General features: G+C 68.4%; 14 protein-coding genes and 1 tRNA gene. 3 read left to right on the plus strand and 12 right to left on the minus strand.

Annotated elements, in window-relative coordinates; all coding sequences use genetic code 11:
- Positions 1–28: 28 nt before the first annotated feature.
- Positions 29–1,258 (minus strand): CaiB/BaiF CoA transferase family protein, encoded by a 1,230-nt coding sequence (locus tag LMA02_RS11045; RefSeq protein ID WP_228904884.1) that lies wholly within the window; start codon positions 1,256–1,258, stop codon positions 29–31.
- A complete protein-coding gene (locus tag LMA02_RS11050) occupies positions 1,255–3,009 on the minus strand; it encodes an acyl-CoA dehydrogenase family protein (protein WP_228904885.1) in 1,755 nt (584 codons plus the stop codon). Before LMA02_RS11050 ends, LMA02_RS11045 begins: the two co-directional genes overlap by 4 nt.
- A 172-nt stretch (positions 3,010–3,181) precedes the next feature.
- Between LMA02_RS11050 and LMA02_RS11055 the strand changes: the two genes are divergently transcribed.
- Complete coding sequence (locus LMA02_RS11055; RefSeq protein WP_228904888.1) at positions 3,182–4,084, plus strand: LysR family transcriptional regulator; 903 nt, start codon at positions 3,182–3,184, stop codon at positions 4,082–4,084.
- 10 nt (positions 4,085–4,094) lie between these two features.
- On the opposite strand, the gene LMA02_RS11060 is transcribed toward LMA02_RS11055, so the two are convergent.
- The 4 genes from LMA02_RS11060 to LMA02_RS11075 all read right to left on the minus strand — a co-directional run bounded on the left by LMA02_RS11060 (position 4,095) and on the right by LMA02_RS11075 (position 8,409).
- Positions 4,095–5,513 carry an amino acid permease gene (locus LMA02_RS11060; RefSeq protein WP_228904889.1) on the minus strand — a complete coding sequence of 473 codons (1,419 nt, stop codon included), beginning with the start codon at positions 5,511–5,513 and terminating at the stop codon, positions 4,095–4,097.
- A gap of 92 nt (positions 5,514–5,605) precedes the next feature.
- Positions 5,606–6,667: a porin gene (locus LMA02_RS11065; RefSeq protein ID WP_228904891.1), complete on the minus strand. Its 1,062-nt coding sequence runs from the start codon at positions 6,665–6,667 to the stop codon at positions 5,606–5,608.
- A 110-nt stretch (positions 6,668–6,777) separates the two neighbouring features.
- Positions 6,778–7,164: a RidA family protein gene (locus LMA02_RS11070; protein WP_228904892.1), complete on the minus strand. Its 387-nt coding sequence runs from the start codon at positions 7,162–7,164 to the stop codon at positions 6,778–6,780.
- Between the two features lie 30 nt (positions 7,165–7,194).
- A complete protein-coding gene (locus LMA02_RS11075; RefSeq protein WP_228904894.1) occupies positions 7,195–8,409 on the minus strand; it encodes an amino acid aminotransferase in 1,215 nt (404 codons plus the stop codon).
- Positions 8,410–8,600: 191 nt separating this feature from the next.
- Here LMA02_RS11075 and LMA02_RS11080 point away from each other — a divergent pair, with 191 nt between their 5' ends.
- Together LMA02_RS11080 and LMA02_RS11085 are read left to right on the plus strand one after the other, a co-directional pair.
- Entirely contained in the window at positions 8,601–9,083 is a 483-nt protein-coding gene (locus LMA02_RS11080; protein WP_228904896.1) for an Lrp/AsnC family transcriptional regulator, read from the plus strand.
- A gap of 82 nt (positions 9,084–9,165) precedes the next feature.
- Positions 9,166–9,240: transfer RNA gene (locus LMA02_RS11085), tRNA-Val, on the plus strand.
- A 152-nt stretch (positions 9,241–9,392) separates the two neighbouring features.
- On the opposite strand, the gene LMA02_RS11090 is transcribed toward LMA02_RS11085, so the two are convergent.
- The 6 genes from LMA02_RS11090 to hutI all read right to left on the minus strand — a co-directional run bounded on the left by LMA02_RS11090 (position 9,393) and on the right by hutI (position 17,177).
- A complete protein-coding gene (locus LMA02_RS11090; RefSeq protein WP_228904898.1) occupies positions 9,393–10,787 on the minus strand; it encodes an aspartate aminotransferase family protein in 1,395 nt (464 codons plus the stop codon).
- 28 nt (positions 10,788–10,815) lie between these two features.
- Entirely contained in the window at positions 10,816–12,153 is a 1,338-nt protein-coding gene (locus tag LMA02_RS11095; RefSeq protein WP_165751698.1) for a glutamine synthetase family protein, read from the minus strand.
- Positions 12,154–12,165: 12 nt separating this feature from the next.
- Positions 12,166–12,972 carry a gamma-glutamyl-gamma-aminobutyrate hydrolase family protein gene (locus LMA02_RS11100; protein ID WP_228904899.1) on the minus strand — a complete coding sequence of 269 codons (807 nt, stop codon included), beginning with the start codon at positions 12,970–12,972 and terminating at the stop codon, positions 12,166–12,168.
- Positions 12,973–13,696: 724 nt separating this feature from the next.
- Positions 13,697–14,494 (minus strand): N-formylglutamate deformylase, encoded by a 798-nt coding sequence (hutG, locus tag LMA02_RS11105; RefSeq protein ID WP_228904900.1) that lies wholly within the window; start codon positions 14,492–14,494, stop codon positions 13,697–13,699.
- Between the two features lie 59 nt (positions 14,495–14,553).
- Positions 14,554–15,930, minus strand: coding sequence for a formimidoylglutamate deiminase (locus LMA02_RS11110; protein WP_228904901.1), 1,377 nt, complete (start codon positions 15,928–15,930; stop codon positions 14,554–14,556).
- 23 nt (positions 15,931–15,953) lie between these two features.
- A complete protein-coding gene (gene hutI / locus LMA02_RS11115) occupies positions 15,954–17,177 on the minus strand; it encodes an imidazolonepropionase (RefSeq protein WP_228904902.1) in 1,224 nt (407 codons plus the stop codon).
- Between the last annotated feature and the right edge of the window lie 3 nt (positions 17,178–17,180).

The raw sequence follows: 17,180 nt of genomic DNA on the forward strand, positions 1-17,180 counted from the left end.
ACGCTCACCCACGTGCCCCGTCGGCCGGTCACGTCTGGTCCGGCGCGACCTTCAGCACGCCGGCGTCGAGCAGTTGCTGCTGGAGCGCGGGATCGACGCCGAGGCGATCGAGCACCGCGCGCGTGTCGCGGCCGAGCGCCGGTGGCGGCGAGCGATAGGTCGCCGGCGTGCGCGACAGCTTCACCGGCGATGCGGTGCCGCGATATGCGCCGATCTCGACGAACAGCTCGCGGTGCAGCGCATGCGGGTCGCGCGCGACATCGGCGACCGTGCGCACCGGCCCGCACGGCACGCCCGCCGCCATCAGGTCGCGCGCGAGCGGCTCGCACGGATGGGCGGCAAGCCGCGTCTCGAGTTCGGCCTTCAGCTCGGGCCGGTGCGCGCAGCGGCTGCGGTTGTCGACGAAGCGCGGATCGCCGGCGAGCGCCGGCGCGCCGAGATGCGCGACGAGCCGTGCGAACTGCCGGTCGTTGCCGACCGCGAGGAAGATCGGCACCGTCGCCGTGCGGTAGCTGTCGTACGGCGCGATGTTCGGATGCGCGTTGCCGCTGCGCTCGGGCACGCGCCCCGAGCCGAAGAAGTTCGGCAGGTGCGGATGCAGCAGCGACACGCCGCAGTCGTACAGCGCGATGTCGATCGACTGGCCCTGCCCGCTCTGCTCGCGCTCCGCGAGCGCGAGCAGGATGCCGGCCAGCGCGTTGAGCCCCGTCACCATGTCGACGATCGGCAACCCGATGCGCATCGCGTCGCCGTCGCGCTCGCCGTTGACGCTCATCAGCCCGGCCATCGCCTGGATCACCGCGTCGTAGCCAGGCAGCCCGCCGAGCGGACCGTCTGCGCCGAAGCCGGTCACCGCGCAGTGGATCAGGCGCGGGAAGCGCGGCCGCAGCTCGCGCGCGTAGTCCATCCCCCAGCGCGCGAGCGTGCCGGGCTTGAAGTTCTCGACGAGCACGTCGGCGTCGTCGAGCAGGCGCCACAGGATCGCGCGCCCTTCGTCGCGGGACAGGTCGAGCGCGAGGCCTTCCTTGTTGCGGTTCACGCCCATGAAATACCACGCGGTGTCGCCGAGGAACGGCGGCCCCCAGCCCCGCGTCTCGTCGCCGTCCGGCGGCTCGATCTTGATCACCGTCGCGCCGTGGTCGCCGAGCGCCTGCGTGCAGTACGGGCCGCCGAGCACGCGGCTCAGGTCGACGACCTTCAGGCCATCCAGTGCGCCGCGTGTCGCGTTCGTCGCGTTCGTCACGTTCGTCGCGTTCATCGTTCGACCTCCGGCAGCAGGTCGAGCGCCATGTCGAGCGGCACCGGCGTGCCGCGCACCAGCGCGTCGAACGCCATCGCTTCGTCGTCGCGCGACGCCGGCGCGAACGGGTCGATCGGCAGCAGCTTGTGACGCACGATCAGGTGCGCGAGCGCAAGGCGCCGGTAATCGGGCGCGAGCCGCACGCCCTCGCACGCCATCAGCACGGCCGCGCTCGCGTAGTACAGCGCCGACGCGGCCTGCCGCACGCACGCGTCGTCGCCTGCCGCCGCAACCCGGGCGAGCGCATCGCATGCGCGCGCGAGAATGCGCCGCAGCGCCGCGCGACTCGCGTCGGGCAGCGGCGCCGCGCCGAGCCGATCGCCGAGGAACGTGCGCAGCGCGTCCAGCGCCTGCTCGCGCTGCGCGGCGCGCGCGACATCGAGCGCGACGATGTTGCTGGTGCCTTCCCAGATCGAGCCGAGATGCGCGTCGCGCACGACGCGCGCATCGCTCCATTCCTCGATGTAGCCGGTGCCGCCGCGCACCTCCATCGCGTCGCCGGTCACGCGGCGCGCATCGCGGCACGCGCGGAACTTGATCAGCGGCGTCAGGATGCGCACGCAGCGCGCGGCCTGCTCGTCGCCCGCATCCGCCTGCGGCAGCAGCAGCGCGATCTGCATGAACATCGCACGCGCGGCCTCGGCGGGCAGCAGCATCTTCATCAACTGGCGCTGCATCAGCGGCATCTCGATCAGCGTGCGGCCGAACGCCGTGCGGTGCGCGGCCACGTGCAGCGACTCGTTCAGCGCGCGCCGCATCAGCCCGGCCGCGCGCACGCCGTTCGACAGCCGCGACATGTTGATCATGTCGGCCATCTGGTGAAAACCGCGGCCGATCTCGCCGATCAGGTAGGCCTGCGCGCCTTCGAGCGCGATCTCGCCGCTCGCCATCGACCGGCTGCCGAGCTTGTCCTTCAGCCGCACGATCCGGTAGCGGTTACGCGTGCCGTCCGGCAGTGTCTTCGGCAGCAGGAACAGCGCGAGCCCCTTGATGCCGTCCGGCGCGCCGTCGGGCCGCGCGAGCACCATCGCCAGATCGGCGTCGGCGTTCGAGCAGAACCACTTGTCTCCGTACAGGCGCCACACCGCTTCGCCCGGCGCGTGCGTTTCGCGCACCGCGCGCGTCGCGATGCGGCCGACGTCGGAGCCGGCCGCCTGCTCGGTCATGAACATCGCGCCCTGGAACAGCGTGTCGAAATCGCGCGACGCGAGCCTCGGCAGGTAGTGCTCGACGAGCGCCGGTTCGCCGAAACGGCGTAGCGTGCGCGTGAGCGAGTCGGTCATGCTGACCGGGCAGCACAGCCCGAATTCCGCCTGCACGAACAGGAACGTCAGCGCGTACTTGACGAGCGGCGCCACCGCCTCGGGCTGGTGGCTCAGCGCCGCGAGCCCGAGTTCCGAATACGCGACGCGTTCGAGCGCGACGTACGCCGGGTCCTTGTCGATCCGCTGCACGGCCTCGCCGCGCCGGTTGCGATGTTCGAGCACGGGCGGATGCTTGTCCGCGCGCGACGCCCATTCGTCGAGTTCGCCCGACACGCGCGCGCCGAGTGCATGCAGTTGCGGTTCGAGTCGTGCGTATTGGGCGGCGCCGAGGTGCAGCTTCAGCAACGCGCCGAGATCGGGATCGGCCGTGAAGAAATTGATGCCCCGGCTGTCGGGGATGTTGCCGGATGCGCCGGCGTCCGGCGTGCGAGCGGTGTCGTTCATGCATGCGTCTCCATGGTGGCCCGGCTGCCGGCCGGCGCCCGCATCGTAGCGGCGCGGCGGCCGATGCCAGGCGTTACGCAGAGCCTAGGCGCGTGATCGATAAGCGTCCAATACAGGATTTATCCGGTACGATAGACGGCACTTATCGATGCCGAAGCCGGGAGGAGACACCATGGAACTGCGGCAGTTGCGTTACTTCGTGGCGGTCGCCGAGGAACTGCATTTCGGGCGCGCGGCGAAGCGCCTGTTCATCTCGCAGCCGGCGCTGAGCTTCGACATCCGCAAGTTCGAGGAAGCGCTCGGCGTGCAGCTCTTTTCACGCACCAACAAGACGGTCGCGCTGACCAACGCGGGCGCGGTGCTGCTCGGCGAAGCGCGCCGGCTGCTGCTGCAGGCGAGCGAGGCCGAGCGTCTCACGGTGCGCTCGGCGTCCGGTCTCGCGGGTCGGCTGCGGATCGGCTTCGTCCATTCGATGCTGTATCGCGGGCTGCCCGATGCGGTGCAGCGCTTCGAGGCCGACTATCCCGGCGTGGAGATCGTGCTGAGCGAGATGAACACGCACGCGCAGGTGCAGGCGGTCCAGCGCGGCCAGATCGATCTCGGTTACGCGCACTGGGGCCACTGCCCGCCCGAGGTCGAATCGACGCCCGTCTACGCGGAACCCTTCGTCTGCTGCCTGCCGGCCGCGCATCCGCTCGCGCGGCGCCGGCAGGTCGCGCTCGCCGCGCTTGCCGCGGAACCGTTCATCCTGTTTCCGCGCGACGCGGCGCCGCACTATCACGACCTGATCATCGCGCAATGCGTGAACGCGGGCTTCAGTCCGCTGATCCGTCACGAGGCGCGGCTGTGGCAGACGATCCTGTCGATGATCGAGTTCGGGATGGGCGTCGCGCTGGTGCCGCGCGTGCTGCAGCAGGTGAAGAGCGACCGGCTCGCGTTCCGGCCGCTGAAGGATGCGTCGCTCGAATCGCGCACGCTGGAACTGAAGCGCAGCGGCACCGCCGAACCGGTCGCGCTGCGCTTCGCCGACTACGTGCGCGCGTCGATCGACGCGCTGCCCACCCTCGCGGGGTGAGCCGCCGCCGCTACTTCGCGTCCGGCTGCAGCACCGGCTGCGCGCGCCGGTACCACACCGCATACACGACCGACAACGCGATCAGGAACGGAATGCCGAAGATCAGCGTCATGTGGAATTCGGCGGTGAAGTAGGTCGTCACCATCACCGCGAGCATCAGCGCCGCGCCGAGCAGCGTCAGCAGCGGAAAGCCGCGCATCCGGAACGCGGGCGCCGGCAGGCCGAGCGCCGCGCGACGCCGCCGGAAGCAGTAGTGCGTGACGAAGATCATCATCCACGTGAACAGCGCGCCGAACATCGACACCGACATCATGATCGTGAACGATGCATCCGGATACAACACGCTCAGCACCGTCGCGAGCGCAATGCCGAGCGTCGACAGCATCAGCGCACCGAACGGCACGCCGCGCGCGTTCACCTCGCCGAGCGCCTTCGGTGCGTGGCCCGCGCGCGACAGGCTGAACATCATCCGCGTCGTGATGTAGAGCTGGCTGTTCATCGCGGACAACGCGGCGATCAGCACCACGAAGTTGATCAGCCCGGCCGCGCCCGGCAGGTGGATCGCCTCCATCACCTTCACGAACGGGCTCTCGTCGCGCCCTGCCGCCGTCCACGGCACGATCGCGAGCATCAGCGCGAGCGTGACGAGGTAGAACAGCACGAGCCGCACGATCGTCGAGCGGAACGCGCTCGTCACCGCACGCTCGGGATCTTCCGCCTCGCCCGCCGCGACGGCGATCATCTCGATGCTCAGGTAGCTGAAGATCGACACGATCACCGCGACCCACATCCCCCACATGCCCTTCGGAAAGAAGCCGCCGCGATCGGTGTAATGATGGAAACCCGCGCGCGCCGCGCCGTCGCCGACCAGCGCCGGATTGCCGAAGACGACGTACGCGCCGAGCACGATGAAGCCGACGATCGCCGCGATCTTCACGACCGAGAAACCGTATTCGACCGCACCGAACACGTCGACGCTGCGCGCGTTGACGAACACGAGCAGCGCCGAGAAGCCGACGATCCACAGCCAGCCCGGCACGCCCGGGAACCAGTACTTCATGTACAGCGCGATCGCGGTGACTTCGGTGCCGACCGCGAGCACGATGCACGCCCAGTACGCATAGCGCACGAGAAACCCGGCCCACGGGCTCACGTAATGTTCGGCGTAGGCGCCGAACGATCCGGAGGTCGGGTGCGCGACCGTCATCTCCGCGAGACAGCCCATCAGCAACAGCGAGATGAACGCGCCGATCGCGTAACTGACGAGCACGCTCGGGCCCGCGAAGCCGATCGCGAACCCGCTGCCGAGAAACAGACCGGTGCCGATCGCACCGCCGATCGCGATCATCGCCATCTGTCGTGCGGAAAGCGTGCGGCGCAGACCGTGCTCGCGCGCCGCGATGTGCTGGAATTGCCCTTCTGGTTGCATCGAATGACCTCGTTCTAAAGCGTCAGTCCGGTCGAAACGTCCACGGCGCACGGGCCGGTGCCGGACCGCACCGGCCACCGCGCGCCGCGTACTCAGAACAGGTGGCGCAGGCCGCCCGCGATGCCCGTCTGGTTGCCGCGTCCGGGCATTTCGGTGAACACGCCGCCGCTCACCCGGTTGTAGTCGAGCGTCGCATAGACCTGCGTCGCCTTCGACAGTGCGTACTCGGCCTCGAGCACGCCCGTATAGCGCTTGCCGCCGTTACCTGCCACGCCGTTCACGTTGCGGATGTCGTCGTAGTAACCGACGCCCGTCACCGATACCGCCGGCGTGACCTTCACGCTCACGCCGGTATAGAAGATCGCGTCGCGGCGCGGGTTGTCGGCGAACGAACCGTAGGTCACGTCGCGGCCCGGCGCGTTCAGCAGTTGCCGGTCGAGCATGCCCGTGCGGTCGATGCCGCCGAGATAGCCGGCGTACAGCGTCGCCGCGCCGAACGCGTAGCGTGCGCCCGCGCCCCATGCCTGCTGTGCACGGCTGTTCAGGTCACGCACCTGCTGGTAGGTCGCGCCGACCATCAGTCCGCCGAGCGTGTACGACACGTGCGTGCCCCAGTACGCATTCGCGCCGAGGCTGCCCGCGACGCCGCCGAAACCGTAGCTCGCGCCGATGTCCAGGCCGCCGAACGTGCCGTCGTAGCTGACGGTGTTGCTTGCGCGGCCCTGCGTGAGGAAGTACGGCCACATGTTGGCCGTGTCGTTGCCGACCGTCAGCGGATCGAGATCGCCGAACAGGTTGAACGCCTCGGTCGCCTGCCGGCCGAGCTTCACGGTGCCCCAGTCGCTCGCGAGGCCGACATACGCGTAGCGGCCGAACAGCGCGCCGTCAAGCTGCCCGTTCTGCGGCTCGAAGCCGCTCTCGAGCTGGAAGATCGCCTTCAGCCCGCCGCCGAGCGCTTCGCTGCCCTTCAGGCCCCAGCGGCTGTTGGTGATCGCGCCGTTGGTCATCTGCACGCTCGCGTCGTTCGACGCATTCGCATGCGTCGTGTAGCGGATGCTCTGGTCGACGATGCCGTACAGCGTCACGCTGCCCTGCGCCATCGCGCCGCTCGCGGCGAGCAGGCCCGCCATCGTCGGTACTGCGAATCGAATCATTCTCGTCACGTTCGTCTCCATCCTTGTCTTTATCCTTGTTGCACTTCTTGGGGTTTGCTGGTGATTGCTGGTGATTACGGGTACTGCAAGCCGCGCCACGCGGCGTGGTGCTAGTCGCGCGCCGCCGGCAGCGCGACGTACGCGACGAGTTCGACGCGCATCGCCGGATGCGCGAAGCCCTGCACGCCCACGCATGTGCGGTTCGGATACGGTTCGCGGAAGTGGCGCCGGTATTCGGCGTCGAATTCCGGCATCGCCTTCACGTCGGACAGATAGACAAGCACCTGCGCGACGTCGTCCATCGTCGCGCCGGCCGCCGCGACGGCCTTCGCGAGATTGCCGAGCGTGATGTGCGCCTGGTCGGTCATCGTGTCGCCGGCGATCGCGCCGGATGCATCGACCGGCCCGTGGCCGGTAAACATCAGCCCGCCCGCGCGGGTCGCCCACGAGAACGGCTGGGCCAGTTGCGGCAAGTCGACCGGGATCGTGTCTGCCATGGTGTCCTCCTTCGGTTCGGGGTCGGCCGCTCAGGCGGCCTGGCGCGACGTGCCGCCGAGCACGTCGGCGATCGCGTTCGCGACATGGTCGAGGTTCGCGTCGTTCAGGCCGGCGATGCACATGCGGCCCGAGCGCAGCAGGTAGACGCCGTGCGACGCACGCAGGCGGTCCACGTCGGTCGCGGCGATGCCCGTATAGCTGAACATCCCGCGCTGCGTGACGAGTGCATCGAACGCGGGCGCGGGCAGGCGCGCGTCGAGCCGCGCCTTCAGCGCGCCGCGCATGCGCTTGATGCGCGCGCGCACCTCCGCGACTTCGTCCTCCCAACACGCGCGCAGCACGTCGTCGTTCAGCACGGTCGACACGAGCTGCGCGCCGAACAGCGGCGGACTCGAATAGGTGCGGCGCACGCCGGCTTGCAACTGGCTCAGCACCGTCGCCGCTTCGCCCGCGCTCGTGCAGACGATCGACAGCCCGCCGACGCGCTCGCCGTACAGCGAGAAATTCTTCGACAACGAGTTGCTGACGATCGCCGGCAGCCCGGCTTCGACGATCGCGCGCACGGCCCATGCGTCGTCGTCGAGCCCGTCGCCGAAGCCCTGGTACGCCATGTCGAGGAAGGGAATCAGCCCGCGGCGCGCGAGCACGTCGATCACCGCGCGCCACGCGTCGCGGCCGAGGTCGAGGCCCGTCGGGTTGTGACAGCACGGCTGCAGCAGCACGATGCTGCGCGCGGGCAGCGCATCGAGCGCCGCGAGCATCGCGTCGACGCGAAGATCGTTGCGCGCTTCGTCGTAGTACGGATACGTGTGCACGTCGAGGCCGGCCGCCGAGAAGATCACGCGATGGTTGTCCCACGTCGGATCGCTGATCCAGATCGCGCTGTCGGGGAAATAGCGCTTCACGAACTCGGCGCCGAGCCGCAGCGCGCCCGAGCCGCCGAGCGTCTGCAGTGTCGCGATGCGCCCTTGCGCGAGCGCCGCGCAGCCGGCGCCGAACACGAGACGCTGCACGCCGTGCCGGTACGCGGCGAGCCCTTCCATCGGCAGATACGTGTGCGGCGCGCCGGCCTGGCTCACGCGCTCGGCCGCGAGACGCGTGCTCTCCAGCACCGGGATGCGGCCCGCGTCGTCGTAGTAGAGGCCGATGCTGAGGTTGACCTTGTGCGGATGCGCATCCTGCTGGAACGCCTGAAACAGCGACAGGATCGGGTCGCCCGGATAGGCGGGAACATGTTCGTACATGGCGGAATGACGGTAGGAGTTGAAGGCGGCGATACGGCCGGCGGCGTGACAGCGCGTCAGGCCGTGCGGTCGAGGCATGGGGCGCATGTTATCGAGGACGAAATAGAATGAGCCTCACTTTTCGATGACGAATCGCGTCGATTGCAGTAGAGTCTGCGCCTGGCATCTCAAAATTCACGGGATTCTGCGAAATGACTTTGGATCGAACCGACATGCGGATCCTGCGGCACCTCGAGCGGGACGGCCGCATCAGCAATCAGGACCTCGCGAACGCGGTCGCGCTGTCGCCGTCGGCGTGCCTGCGGCGCGTGAAGCTGCTCGAGGAACGCGGCGCTATTGCGGGGTATCGCTGCACGATCGAGCCGAAGAAGGTCGGCGTCGCGTTCGAGGCGCTGGTGCATGTGTCGATGCGGCCGGACGTGCCCGAGTGGCACGACCGGTTCGTGGAGGCGATCCAGGCGTGGCCGGAAGTGATCGCCGCGCAGATCGTGACGGGCGGCTCGAACTACGTGCTGACGGTGCGGGCGCGCGACCTCGACCACTACTCGGACTTCGTGATCAATCGGCTGCACCGCGCGGCGGGCGTGATGTCGATCAATTCGAGCATCGTGCTCGCGACGCTCAAGCGCGACGGCTCGATCCTCGATCTCGTCGAGCCGTCGACGGTCGGCTGATGGATTGCTGCACGAACCTGAAAAATATTTGAAGAAAGGGCTTTACGAACCCTAAAAGCTCTGACATAATTTCAGCTTCTTTGGGCGGTTAGCTCAGCGGTAGAGCACTGCCTTCACACGGCAGGGGTCACTGGTTCGATCCCAGTACCGCCCACCAAAGAATTCAAGGGCCTGCGTCTCACGACGCAGGCCCTTTTCGTTTTGCGGTCGCTTTTCTGCGCCCCTCCTCTGCTGCCGAATGCTTCGGGCTCGCCCACCCCGTTCAAGAGTCGGCGCTTCGACGGCATGTCATCGAAGCACCGCGACCATTCACTTGCCTCGCCCCACCCGCTCCGCCGTCGCGTCGAACGCACGCCGCGCCTTGTCGACGATCTCGTCGACTTCCGCCTCCCGGATCACGAGCGGCGGCGACAGCAGCATCCGGTCGCCGGTCGCGCGCATGATCAGGTTGCCGTTGAAACAGAAGTCGCGGCAGATCGTGCCGATATCGACGTCCGCGCCGAATCGCTCGCGCCGGCTCCGGTCGCGTGCCAGTTGAACGCCCGCGACCAGCCCCGCTCCCGCGATCTCGCCGACGATCGGATGATCGCCGAGGGCTTCCCGCAGCCGGCGCTGGAAATACGGCCCGATGTCGCGCTTCACGCGCTCGACGATCCCTTCGTCGCGCAGCAGCTTCAGGTTCGCGACCGCGACGGCTGCCGCCACCGGGTGACCCGAGTACGTGAGGCCATGATTGAATTCGCCGTTGTCGATGATCGGCCGCGCGATGCGCTCGCGAATGCCCACCGCACCCATCGGCACGTAACCCGACGTCAGGCCCTTGGCCATCGTGATCAGGTCCGGCTCGAAGCCGAAGTGCTGGTGTGCGAACCATTCGCCGGTGCGCCCGAAGCCGCCGATCACTTCGTCGGCGACGAGCAGGATGTCGTACTTGCGACAGATCCGCTGGATTTCCGGCCAGTACGTCGACGGCGGGAAGATCACGCCGCCCGCGCCCTGGAACGGCTCGCCGATGAACGCGGCGACGTTCTCCGCGCCGAGTTCGAGAATCTTCGCCTCGAGCTGCTTCGCGCGTGCGAGGCCGAATGCTTCGGGCGTCTCGCCGGCTTGCGCTTCACCGAAGAAATACGGCTGGTCGATGTGCACGATGTGCTCGACCTTCGACGGCATCTGCTCGTGCATGTAGCCCATCCCGCCGAGCGTGCCGCCCGCGATCGTCGAGCCGTGGTAGCCATTCTTGCGCGAGATCACGAACTTCTTCTGCGGCTGGCCCTGCACGCGCCAGTACTGGTGCACGACGCGCAGCACGGTGTCGTTGCCTTCCGAGCCGCTGTTGCAATAGAAGAAGTGGTTGAAGCCCGCGGGCGTGAGTTCGGCGAGCAGCGCCGACAGTTCGATCACCGGCGGGTGCGTGGTCTTGAAGAACGTGTTGTAGAACGGCAGTTCCTGCAGCTGGCGATACGCGGCGTCGGCGAGCTCCTTGCGGCCGTAGCCGACATTCACGCACCAGAGGCCGGCCATCCCGTCGATCACCTTGTTGCCGTCGGAGTCCGATAAGTAGACGCCGTCGCCCTTCACGATCACGCGGCTGCCCGCGCGATTGAGCGCGCCCATGTCAGAGAACGGGTGAATATGATGCGCGGCGTCGAGCGCGCGGTATTCGGCGGTCGAGTGCGGCGGGAAGGCTTCGTTTCGATCGGTCATGTTTCCTCCGTAAAACAGCGCCGCACACTCACACGTGCAGCAGCAAATGGCGGCGTTCCCACGAGCTGATCACGCGGAAGAACGCTTCGTATTCGGTTTCCTTCAGCGCCAGGTACGCCTTCACGAACTTGTCGCCGAGAATGCCGGCGAGCGGCGTGCACGCGGCCATCAGCGAGATGCCCTCCTCGAGATTGCGCGGCAGCTGGTACGGCAGGTCGTAGCCGTCGGACGCGATCGGTTCGGTCGGCGCGAGCTGCTGCGTGAGGCCGAGATAGCCGGCCGCGAGCGTGGCCGCGAACGCGAGGTACGGGTTGCAGTCGACGCCCGGAATCCGGTTCTCGATGCGCCGCGCGACCGGCGTCGACTGCGGGATGCGGAAGCCGACCGTGCGGTTGTCGTAGCCCCACTGCACGTTGATCGGCGCGGCCATGAAGCGCGACAGCCGGCGATACGAGTTGATGTACGGCGCGAAGATCGGCATCAGCGCGGGCGTGTACTTCTGCAGCCCCGCGAGATAGCTGTGGAACATCGGCGACACGACCCCGTCTTCTTCGGCGAACAGGTTGCGACCGGTGTGCACATCGGCGAGGCTCTGGTGGATGTGCATCGCGGAGCCCGGCTCGCCTTCCATCGGCTTGGCCATGAATGTCGCGTACATGTTGTGCCGCAGCGCCGCCTCGCGCACCGTGCGCTTGAACAGGAACACCTGGTCGGCCAGCGACAGCGCGTCGCCGTGCACGAAGTTGATCTCCATCTGCGCGGCGCCGACTTCGTGGATCAGCGTCTCGATGTCGAGACCCTGCATCTCGCAATACTCGTAGATGTCCTCGAACAGCGGATCGAACTCGTTGACCGCCTCGATCGAATACGACTGCCGGCCGGTTTCCGCGCGGCCGGTGCGCCCGATCGGCGGACGCAACGGCAGGTCGGGATCCGCGTTCATGTCGACCAGATAGAACTCGAGCTCGGGCGCGACGACGGGATTCCAGCCCTTCGCCTTGTACAGGTCGAGCACGCGGCGCAACACGTAGCGCGGCGAGATCTCGACCGGCGAGCCATCGAAATGCACGCAATCGTGGATCACCTGCGCGGTCGGATCGACGGCCCACGGAACCAGGCAGATCGTCGATGGGTCGGGCACGCACACCATGTCGGGATCGGTCACACCGGTCAGCGTGCCGTCCTCCGGATAGTCGCCGGTGACGGTCTGCACCATCACGGCCTGAGGCAGGCGCATCGATTCGCCGGATTCGAATTTGTTGCGCGGAATGATCTTGCCGCGCGCGATGCCGGCCATGTCGGGAATGATCGCCTCGACTTCGGTGATGCGGTGCTGACGCAGGAATTCGCTCAGTTCGGGTTGCATGATCGGCCTCGTTCAGTCGATGTCGGATGCGGCCGGCGACGGCATGGTGCCGCCGGCCGCATGAATGCGGTGGGTCATGCGCGCGCGGCACGCCGCGCCGAATGCCGCGAAGATGTCGCGCGACAGCGGCTGTTCCGCGAAACGCCATTCGGGATGCCACTGCACGCCGAGCGCGAACGCGCGCGCACCGCGCACGCTGACCGCCTCGATCAGCCCGTCGGGCGCGCTCGCTTCGACCGCGAGCCCCGCGCCGAGCCGCGCGACGCCCTGGTCGTGCAGCGAATTGACCATCGCGTCGTGCGCGCCGCGCGCGATTCGTTGCAGCAGGCCGCCCGGCGCAAGCTGAATGCGATGCGCGGGGCCGTACTGGCGCTCGAGCGGATCGCCGTCGCGCTCGCGATGGTCATGGAAACCGGGGCTCGCATGCAGCCGCTGATGCAGCGTGCCGCCGTACGCGACGTTCAGCTCCTGCATGCCGCGGCAGATCGCGAGCACCGGCACGCCGGCATCGATCGCCGCGCGGATCAGCGGCAGCGCGGTCGCATCGCGCGCGGGGTCGTGCAGCGTGTCGGGCGTACTCGCCGGGCCGCCGTAGTGATGCGGCTCGACGTTCGAATAGCTGCCGGTCAGCAGCAGCCCGTCGACGGACGCAACGATCGCGTCGACCGGCTGCCGCGCACCCAGTGCGGGCAGCACGAACGCCAGCGCGCCGGCGCCGTCGACCAGCGCGACGAGATACTTCTCGCCGGCCGTGTGGCTCGGATGGGCGCCGCGCAGGATGCGGTCGGCGGTGACGGCTACGATCGGGCGTGCTCGCATGATCGCCTCCGCGATAAGCGCGCGACGCGTCCGGACGCGCAGAACGATGGAAGCCCGCCGTGGCGAAGCATGCGCCCGTGCGCGATCATGCCGCGCGCACGGTGCGGCAACAGACGGTACGACCCGATGCGAACACGGAAAACGACACTAGGGCAACAATGAAGCGCTGCCGTCGCGCTGCACCGCGCTGAACAGGTGCGCGGTCACGAGGTTGAAGCGGCGCAGGCCGCGATGGGACACAGCGAAGAAACCAGGCTCGCGTATGAGGGCGGCGCGCGTGCCGCGATCAGCATGCCGGATCGGCCCGGCCTGAGGCGGCGCGCCCGCCGACGGACTTCGGGTCCGGCGTATCGAAGGGCTGGCGGCTTTCACGATCGTACTCGACTGACTGATGAAGACAGGACACGTGTCGCGGTGAAGCGCAGGCGGCAATGCCGTGCGGCGACACGTAGGCAAGGTGTCTCGCATCGGATTCCGGCACGGTACGGCGCCAATCGACGCCGTCGCCGCCGGTGCGCGCGTGACGACTTCCTGACATTCAGCTTATATCACCTAAAAATTGCGTCAAATTTTAGGGTGCCGATCCCGACATCGATCAGACAAAAAAACGGCATCGACCGTTCGGATCGATGCCGTTTTGTGCGCTGCGTCAGCCTGCACACCGCGTGCCGGCAAGCCAGTGCGGAAAATATTACCGCACCGCCGCACGCAGCGTGCCGACGGATCAGCGATGCGCGAGCGCGGTTTCGACGAGCGTTTGCAGCAGCGGCACGAGCCGCGCGGCGCGCGCTTCGTCGTACGCGTACGGACGCGTCTCTTCCATGTAGGTGATCTGCGACAGTTCGAGTTGCACGGCTTCGACGCCGGTGGCGGGCACGCCGTAGTGACGCGTGATGTAGCCGCCCTTGAACCGCCCGTTCGCGACCGCCGTATAACCGCCGTGCGCGTTCACGCATGCGGCCAGCGCCTCGGCAAGGCCGGGCGCGGCGCTCGCGCCGCTCGACGTGCCGAAGTTGAAGTCCGGCAGGCGGCCTTCGAAGAATCGCGGCACGTGCGAGCGGATCGAATGCGCTTCCCACACGAGCACGCGGTCATGCTCGCGCTTCAGGCGCGCGATCTCGCCTTGCAGCGCGTCGTGATACGGGCGCCAGTAGCGGTCGCGGCGGCGCATGATCTCGTCGTTGCCGGGCAGCGCATTCGGCGGATACAACGGCGCCTTGTCGAACGTGTCGACCGGCACGAGCCCGGTCGTATCCTGTCCCGGGTACAAGTTCTCGTTGTCAGGCGGACGGTTCAGGTCGACGACGTAACGCGCGTGCGACGGCACGAGGATCGATGCGCCGAGCGTCGCCGCAAACCCGTACAGCCGCTCGAGATGCCAGTCGCAATCGTCGACGAAGCGCGCATCGGGCGTCATCGTCGCGGCGATGTCGTCGGGGATGTGGGTGCCTGCGTGCGGGATCGAGATCAGCAGCGGCAGCGTGCCCTGCTTCAGCGTGAATACAGCCGGTTGTTCAGTCATGTCGCATCACCGTAAAAGTCTGCCGGCGCACGCGCGCGGCGTGCGCCGGGCGCCACGCGTCAGCGCAGCAGTTGCGCCAGCGCGGCGCGGTAGTCGGCATAAGCAGCGGTTTCGTCGCGATGGCGGCGGCCGCTCACGACGCGTTCGCCGCCGGTGTAGACGTCGAGCACCGGCGTATCGCCGTGCTCGGCGAACACCGCGCCCGACAGCCAGGCCGCGCTGCCGTGTTCGGCGATCGCGGGATGATCGGGATCGAGCACGAGCCAGTCGGCGCGGCAGCCTTCACGCAGCGCACCGATGCGCCGCCCGCTTGCCTGCGCGCCGCCCGCGAGCGATGCGTCGAACAACCGGTCGGCGACATGCGCCTGCGTGTCACTCGCGAGCACGTTGCGCGCGCGATGCACGAGCCGCTGCCCGTATTCGAGCAGGCGCAACTCCGAGCGCCAGTCGACCGATGCATGGCTGTCCGAGCCGACACCGATCACGCCGCCCTGCGCGAGATAGTCGACGGCCGGGAACACGCCGTCGCCGAGGTTCGCTTCGGTGGTCAGGCAGAGGCCTGCCACCGCACGACGCTTCGCGAGCGCCGCCGTTTCGGCCGCATCGACGTGCGTCGCGTGCACGAGGCACCAGCGCGCGTTGACGTCGAAGCGATCGAGCAGCCATTGCACGGGCCGCGCGCCGTAGGCACGCACGCAATCGTCGACTTCGGCCGTCTGCTCGGCGATGTGGATATGAACCGGCGCGTCGTCGGGCAGGCCGTCGAGCAGCACGCGCAGCCCGTTCTCGGACACCGCGCGCAGCGAGTGCGGCGCGACGCCGTAGCGCAGCCCGCCGTGCTCGGGCGCGACGCGGCGCATCGCGTCGAGCAGTTCGAGCAGGCCGTCCGGCGTGTTGATGAAGCGGCGCTGGTCGTCGCGCGGCGGCTTGTTGCCGAAGCCGGCGAACTGGTACGACACGGGCAGCATCGTGATGCCGATGCCGGCCGAGCGCGCCGCGTCGATCACGCGCGTGCCGAGCTCCGCGAGCTGCGGATAGCGCGAGCCGTCCTGCGCGTGGTGCACGTAGTGGAATTCGCACACCGACGTGTAGCCGCACTTGAGCATCTCGACGTACAGCCAGCGCGCGATCGCCGCGAGCGCGTCGGGCGTGATCTTCAGCGCGAAGCGGTACATCAGGTCGCGCCAGCTCCAGAAGCTGTCGGTGGGATTCGCGCGGTATTCGGTGAGCCCGGCCATCGCGCGCTGGAACGCGTGCGAATGCAGGTTCGGCATGCCGGGCAGCACGGGCCCGGCCGCGCGCGCGACGCCCGCCGGCGCATCGGTGTCGGGCGTCACGTCGGTCAGCGTGCCGGCCGCGTCCCAGCGCAGCAGCACGTTGCGGCGCCAGCCGTCGGGCAGGTAGGCATGGTCCGCGAACAGCGTCATTTCGGTCATGGTGAGTCTCGTCTCCTGCAAGGCTAGCCGTTCATCCGGCGAAACACCGTCGCACCGCTGCGCACGACCTGCTCGCACAGCGGCCGGCCGATCCAGTAAGCGAGCTCCGACAGCGAGCCGACCGACCAGACCGCGAAATCGGCCTGGCGACCGATCTCGAGCGCACCGTGCCGATCAGCACGGCCGAGCGCCGCGGCCGCATGGCGCGTCACGCCCTGCAGCACCTCGGGCACCGTCATCCGGAACAGCGTGCAGCCCATGTTCAGCGTCAGCAGCAGCGATTCGAGCGGCGACGTGCCGGGGTTGTGATCGGTCGCGAGCGCGATCGGCACGCCGTGCTTGCGCAGCAGCTCGATCGGCGGCAATTGCGTTTCGCGGATGAAGTAGTACGCGCCGGGCAACAGCACGGCGACCGTGCCGGCCGCCTTCATCGCCTCGATGCCGGCTTCGTCGAGAAATTCGAGGTGGTCGGCGGACAGCGCGCGATACCGCGCGGCCAGCGCGGTGCCGCCCGCGTTCGACAACTGCTCCGCGTGCAGCTTCACCGGCAGGCCGCGCCGCGTCGCGGCCTCGAACACGCGCTCGGTCTGCGCGAGCGAAAAGCCGATGCGCTCGCAGAACACGTCGACCGCGTCGACGAGGCCTTCCTCGGCCAGCGTCGGCAGCATCCGTTCGCACACTTCGTCGATGTATGCGTCCGCGCGGCCCGCATATTCCGGCGGCAGCGCGTGCGCGCCGAGGAACGTCGTGTAGACGGTGACCGGGAAGCGCTCGCCGAGCTGGCGCGCGACGCGCAGCATCTTGCGCTCGCTCGCGAGGTCGAGCCCGTAGCCCGACTTGATCTCGATCGCGCTCACGCCTTCCGCGAGCAGCGGCTGCAGACGTGCGGCGGCCTGCACGAACAGCGCCGTCTCGTCGGCCGCGCGCGTCGCGCGCACCGTCGACACGATCCCGCCGCCCTGCCGCGCGATCTCCTCGTAGCTGACGCCGGCGAGGCGCTGCGCGAACTCGTCGGCGCGCGTGCCGCCGTACACGAGGTGCGTGTGGCAGTCGACGAGGCCCGGCGTCACCCACGCGCCGTGCAGGTCTTCCCGCTGCCAGTGCGCGTAACCGTGCGGCAGCGCGGAGAACGCGCCGAGCCACACGATCGTGCCGGTTTCGTCGACGGCGATCGCCGCGTCGTCGATGGTTTCGTCGGGGTGGCCGTGCGGACACAGCCTCAGGTGATGCCAGACAGTCGGTTTCATGCG

Origin of the sequence: Burkholderia sp. B21-005 (genome assembly GCF_020843965.1) — a bacterium.
Taxonomy (GTDB): Bacteria; Pseudomonadota; Gammaproteobacteria; order Burkholderiales; family Burkholderiaceae; genus Burkholderia; species Burkholderia ambifaria.

Coding starts and splice junctions, on each gene's coding strand:
- LMA02_RS11045 (WP_228904884.1), bottom strand. CDS start 1,258: ATGAACGCGACGAACGTGACGAACGCGACGAACGCGACACGCGGCGCA.
- LMA02_RS11050 (WP_228904885.1), bottom strand. CDS start 3,009: ATGAACGACACCGCTCGCACGCCGGACGCCGGCGCATCCGGCAACATC.
- LMA02_RS11055 (WP_228904888.1), top strand. CDS start 3,182: ATGGAACTGCGGCAGTTGCGTTACTTCGTGGCGGTCGCCGAGGAACTG.
- LMA02_RS11060 (WP_228904889.1), bottom strand. CDS start 5,513: ATGCAACCAGAAGGGCAATTCCAGCACATCGCGGCGCGCGAGCACGGT.
- LMA02_RS11065 (WP_228904891.1), bottom strand. CDS start 6,667: ATGATTCGATTCGCAGTACCGACGATGGCGGGCCTGCTCGCCGCGAGC.
- LMA02_RS11070 (WP_228904892.1), bottom strand. CDS start 7,164: ATGGCAGACACGATCCCGGTCGACTTGCCGCAACTGGCCCAGCCGTTC.
- LMA02_RS11075 (WP_228904894.1), bottom strand. CDS start 8,409: ATGTACGAACATGTTCCCGCCTATCCGGGCGACCCGATCCTGTCGCTG.
- LMA02_RS11080 (WP_228904896.1), top strand. CDS start 8,601: ATGACTTTGGATCGAACCGACATGCGGATCCTGCGGCACCTCGAGCGG.
- LMA02_RS11090 (WP_228904898.1), bottom strand. CDS start 10,787: ATGACCGATCGAAACGAAGCCTTCCCGCCGCACTCGACCGCCGAATAC.
- LMA02_RS11095 (WP_165751698.1), bottom strand. CDS start 12,153: ATGCAACCCGAACTGAGCGAATTCCTGCGTCAGCACCGCATCACCGAA.
- LMA02_RS11100 (WP_228904899.1), bottom strand. CDS start 12,972: ATGCGAGCACGCCCGATCGTAGCCGTCACCGCCGACCGCATCCTGCGC.
- hutG (WP_228904900.1), bottom strand. CDS start 14,494: ATGACTGAACAACCGGCTGTATTCACGCTGAAGCAGGGCACGCTGCCG.
- LMA02_RS11110 (WP_228904901.1), bottom strand. CDS start 15,930: ATGACCGAAATGACGCTGTTCGCGGACCATGCCTACCTGCCCGACGGC.
- hutI (WP_228904902.1), bottom strand. CDS start 17,177: ATGAAACCGACTGTCTGGCATCACCTGAGGCTGTGTCCGCACGGCCAC.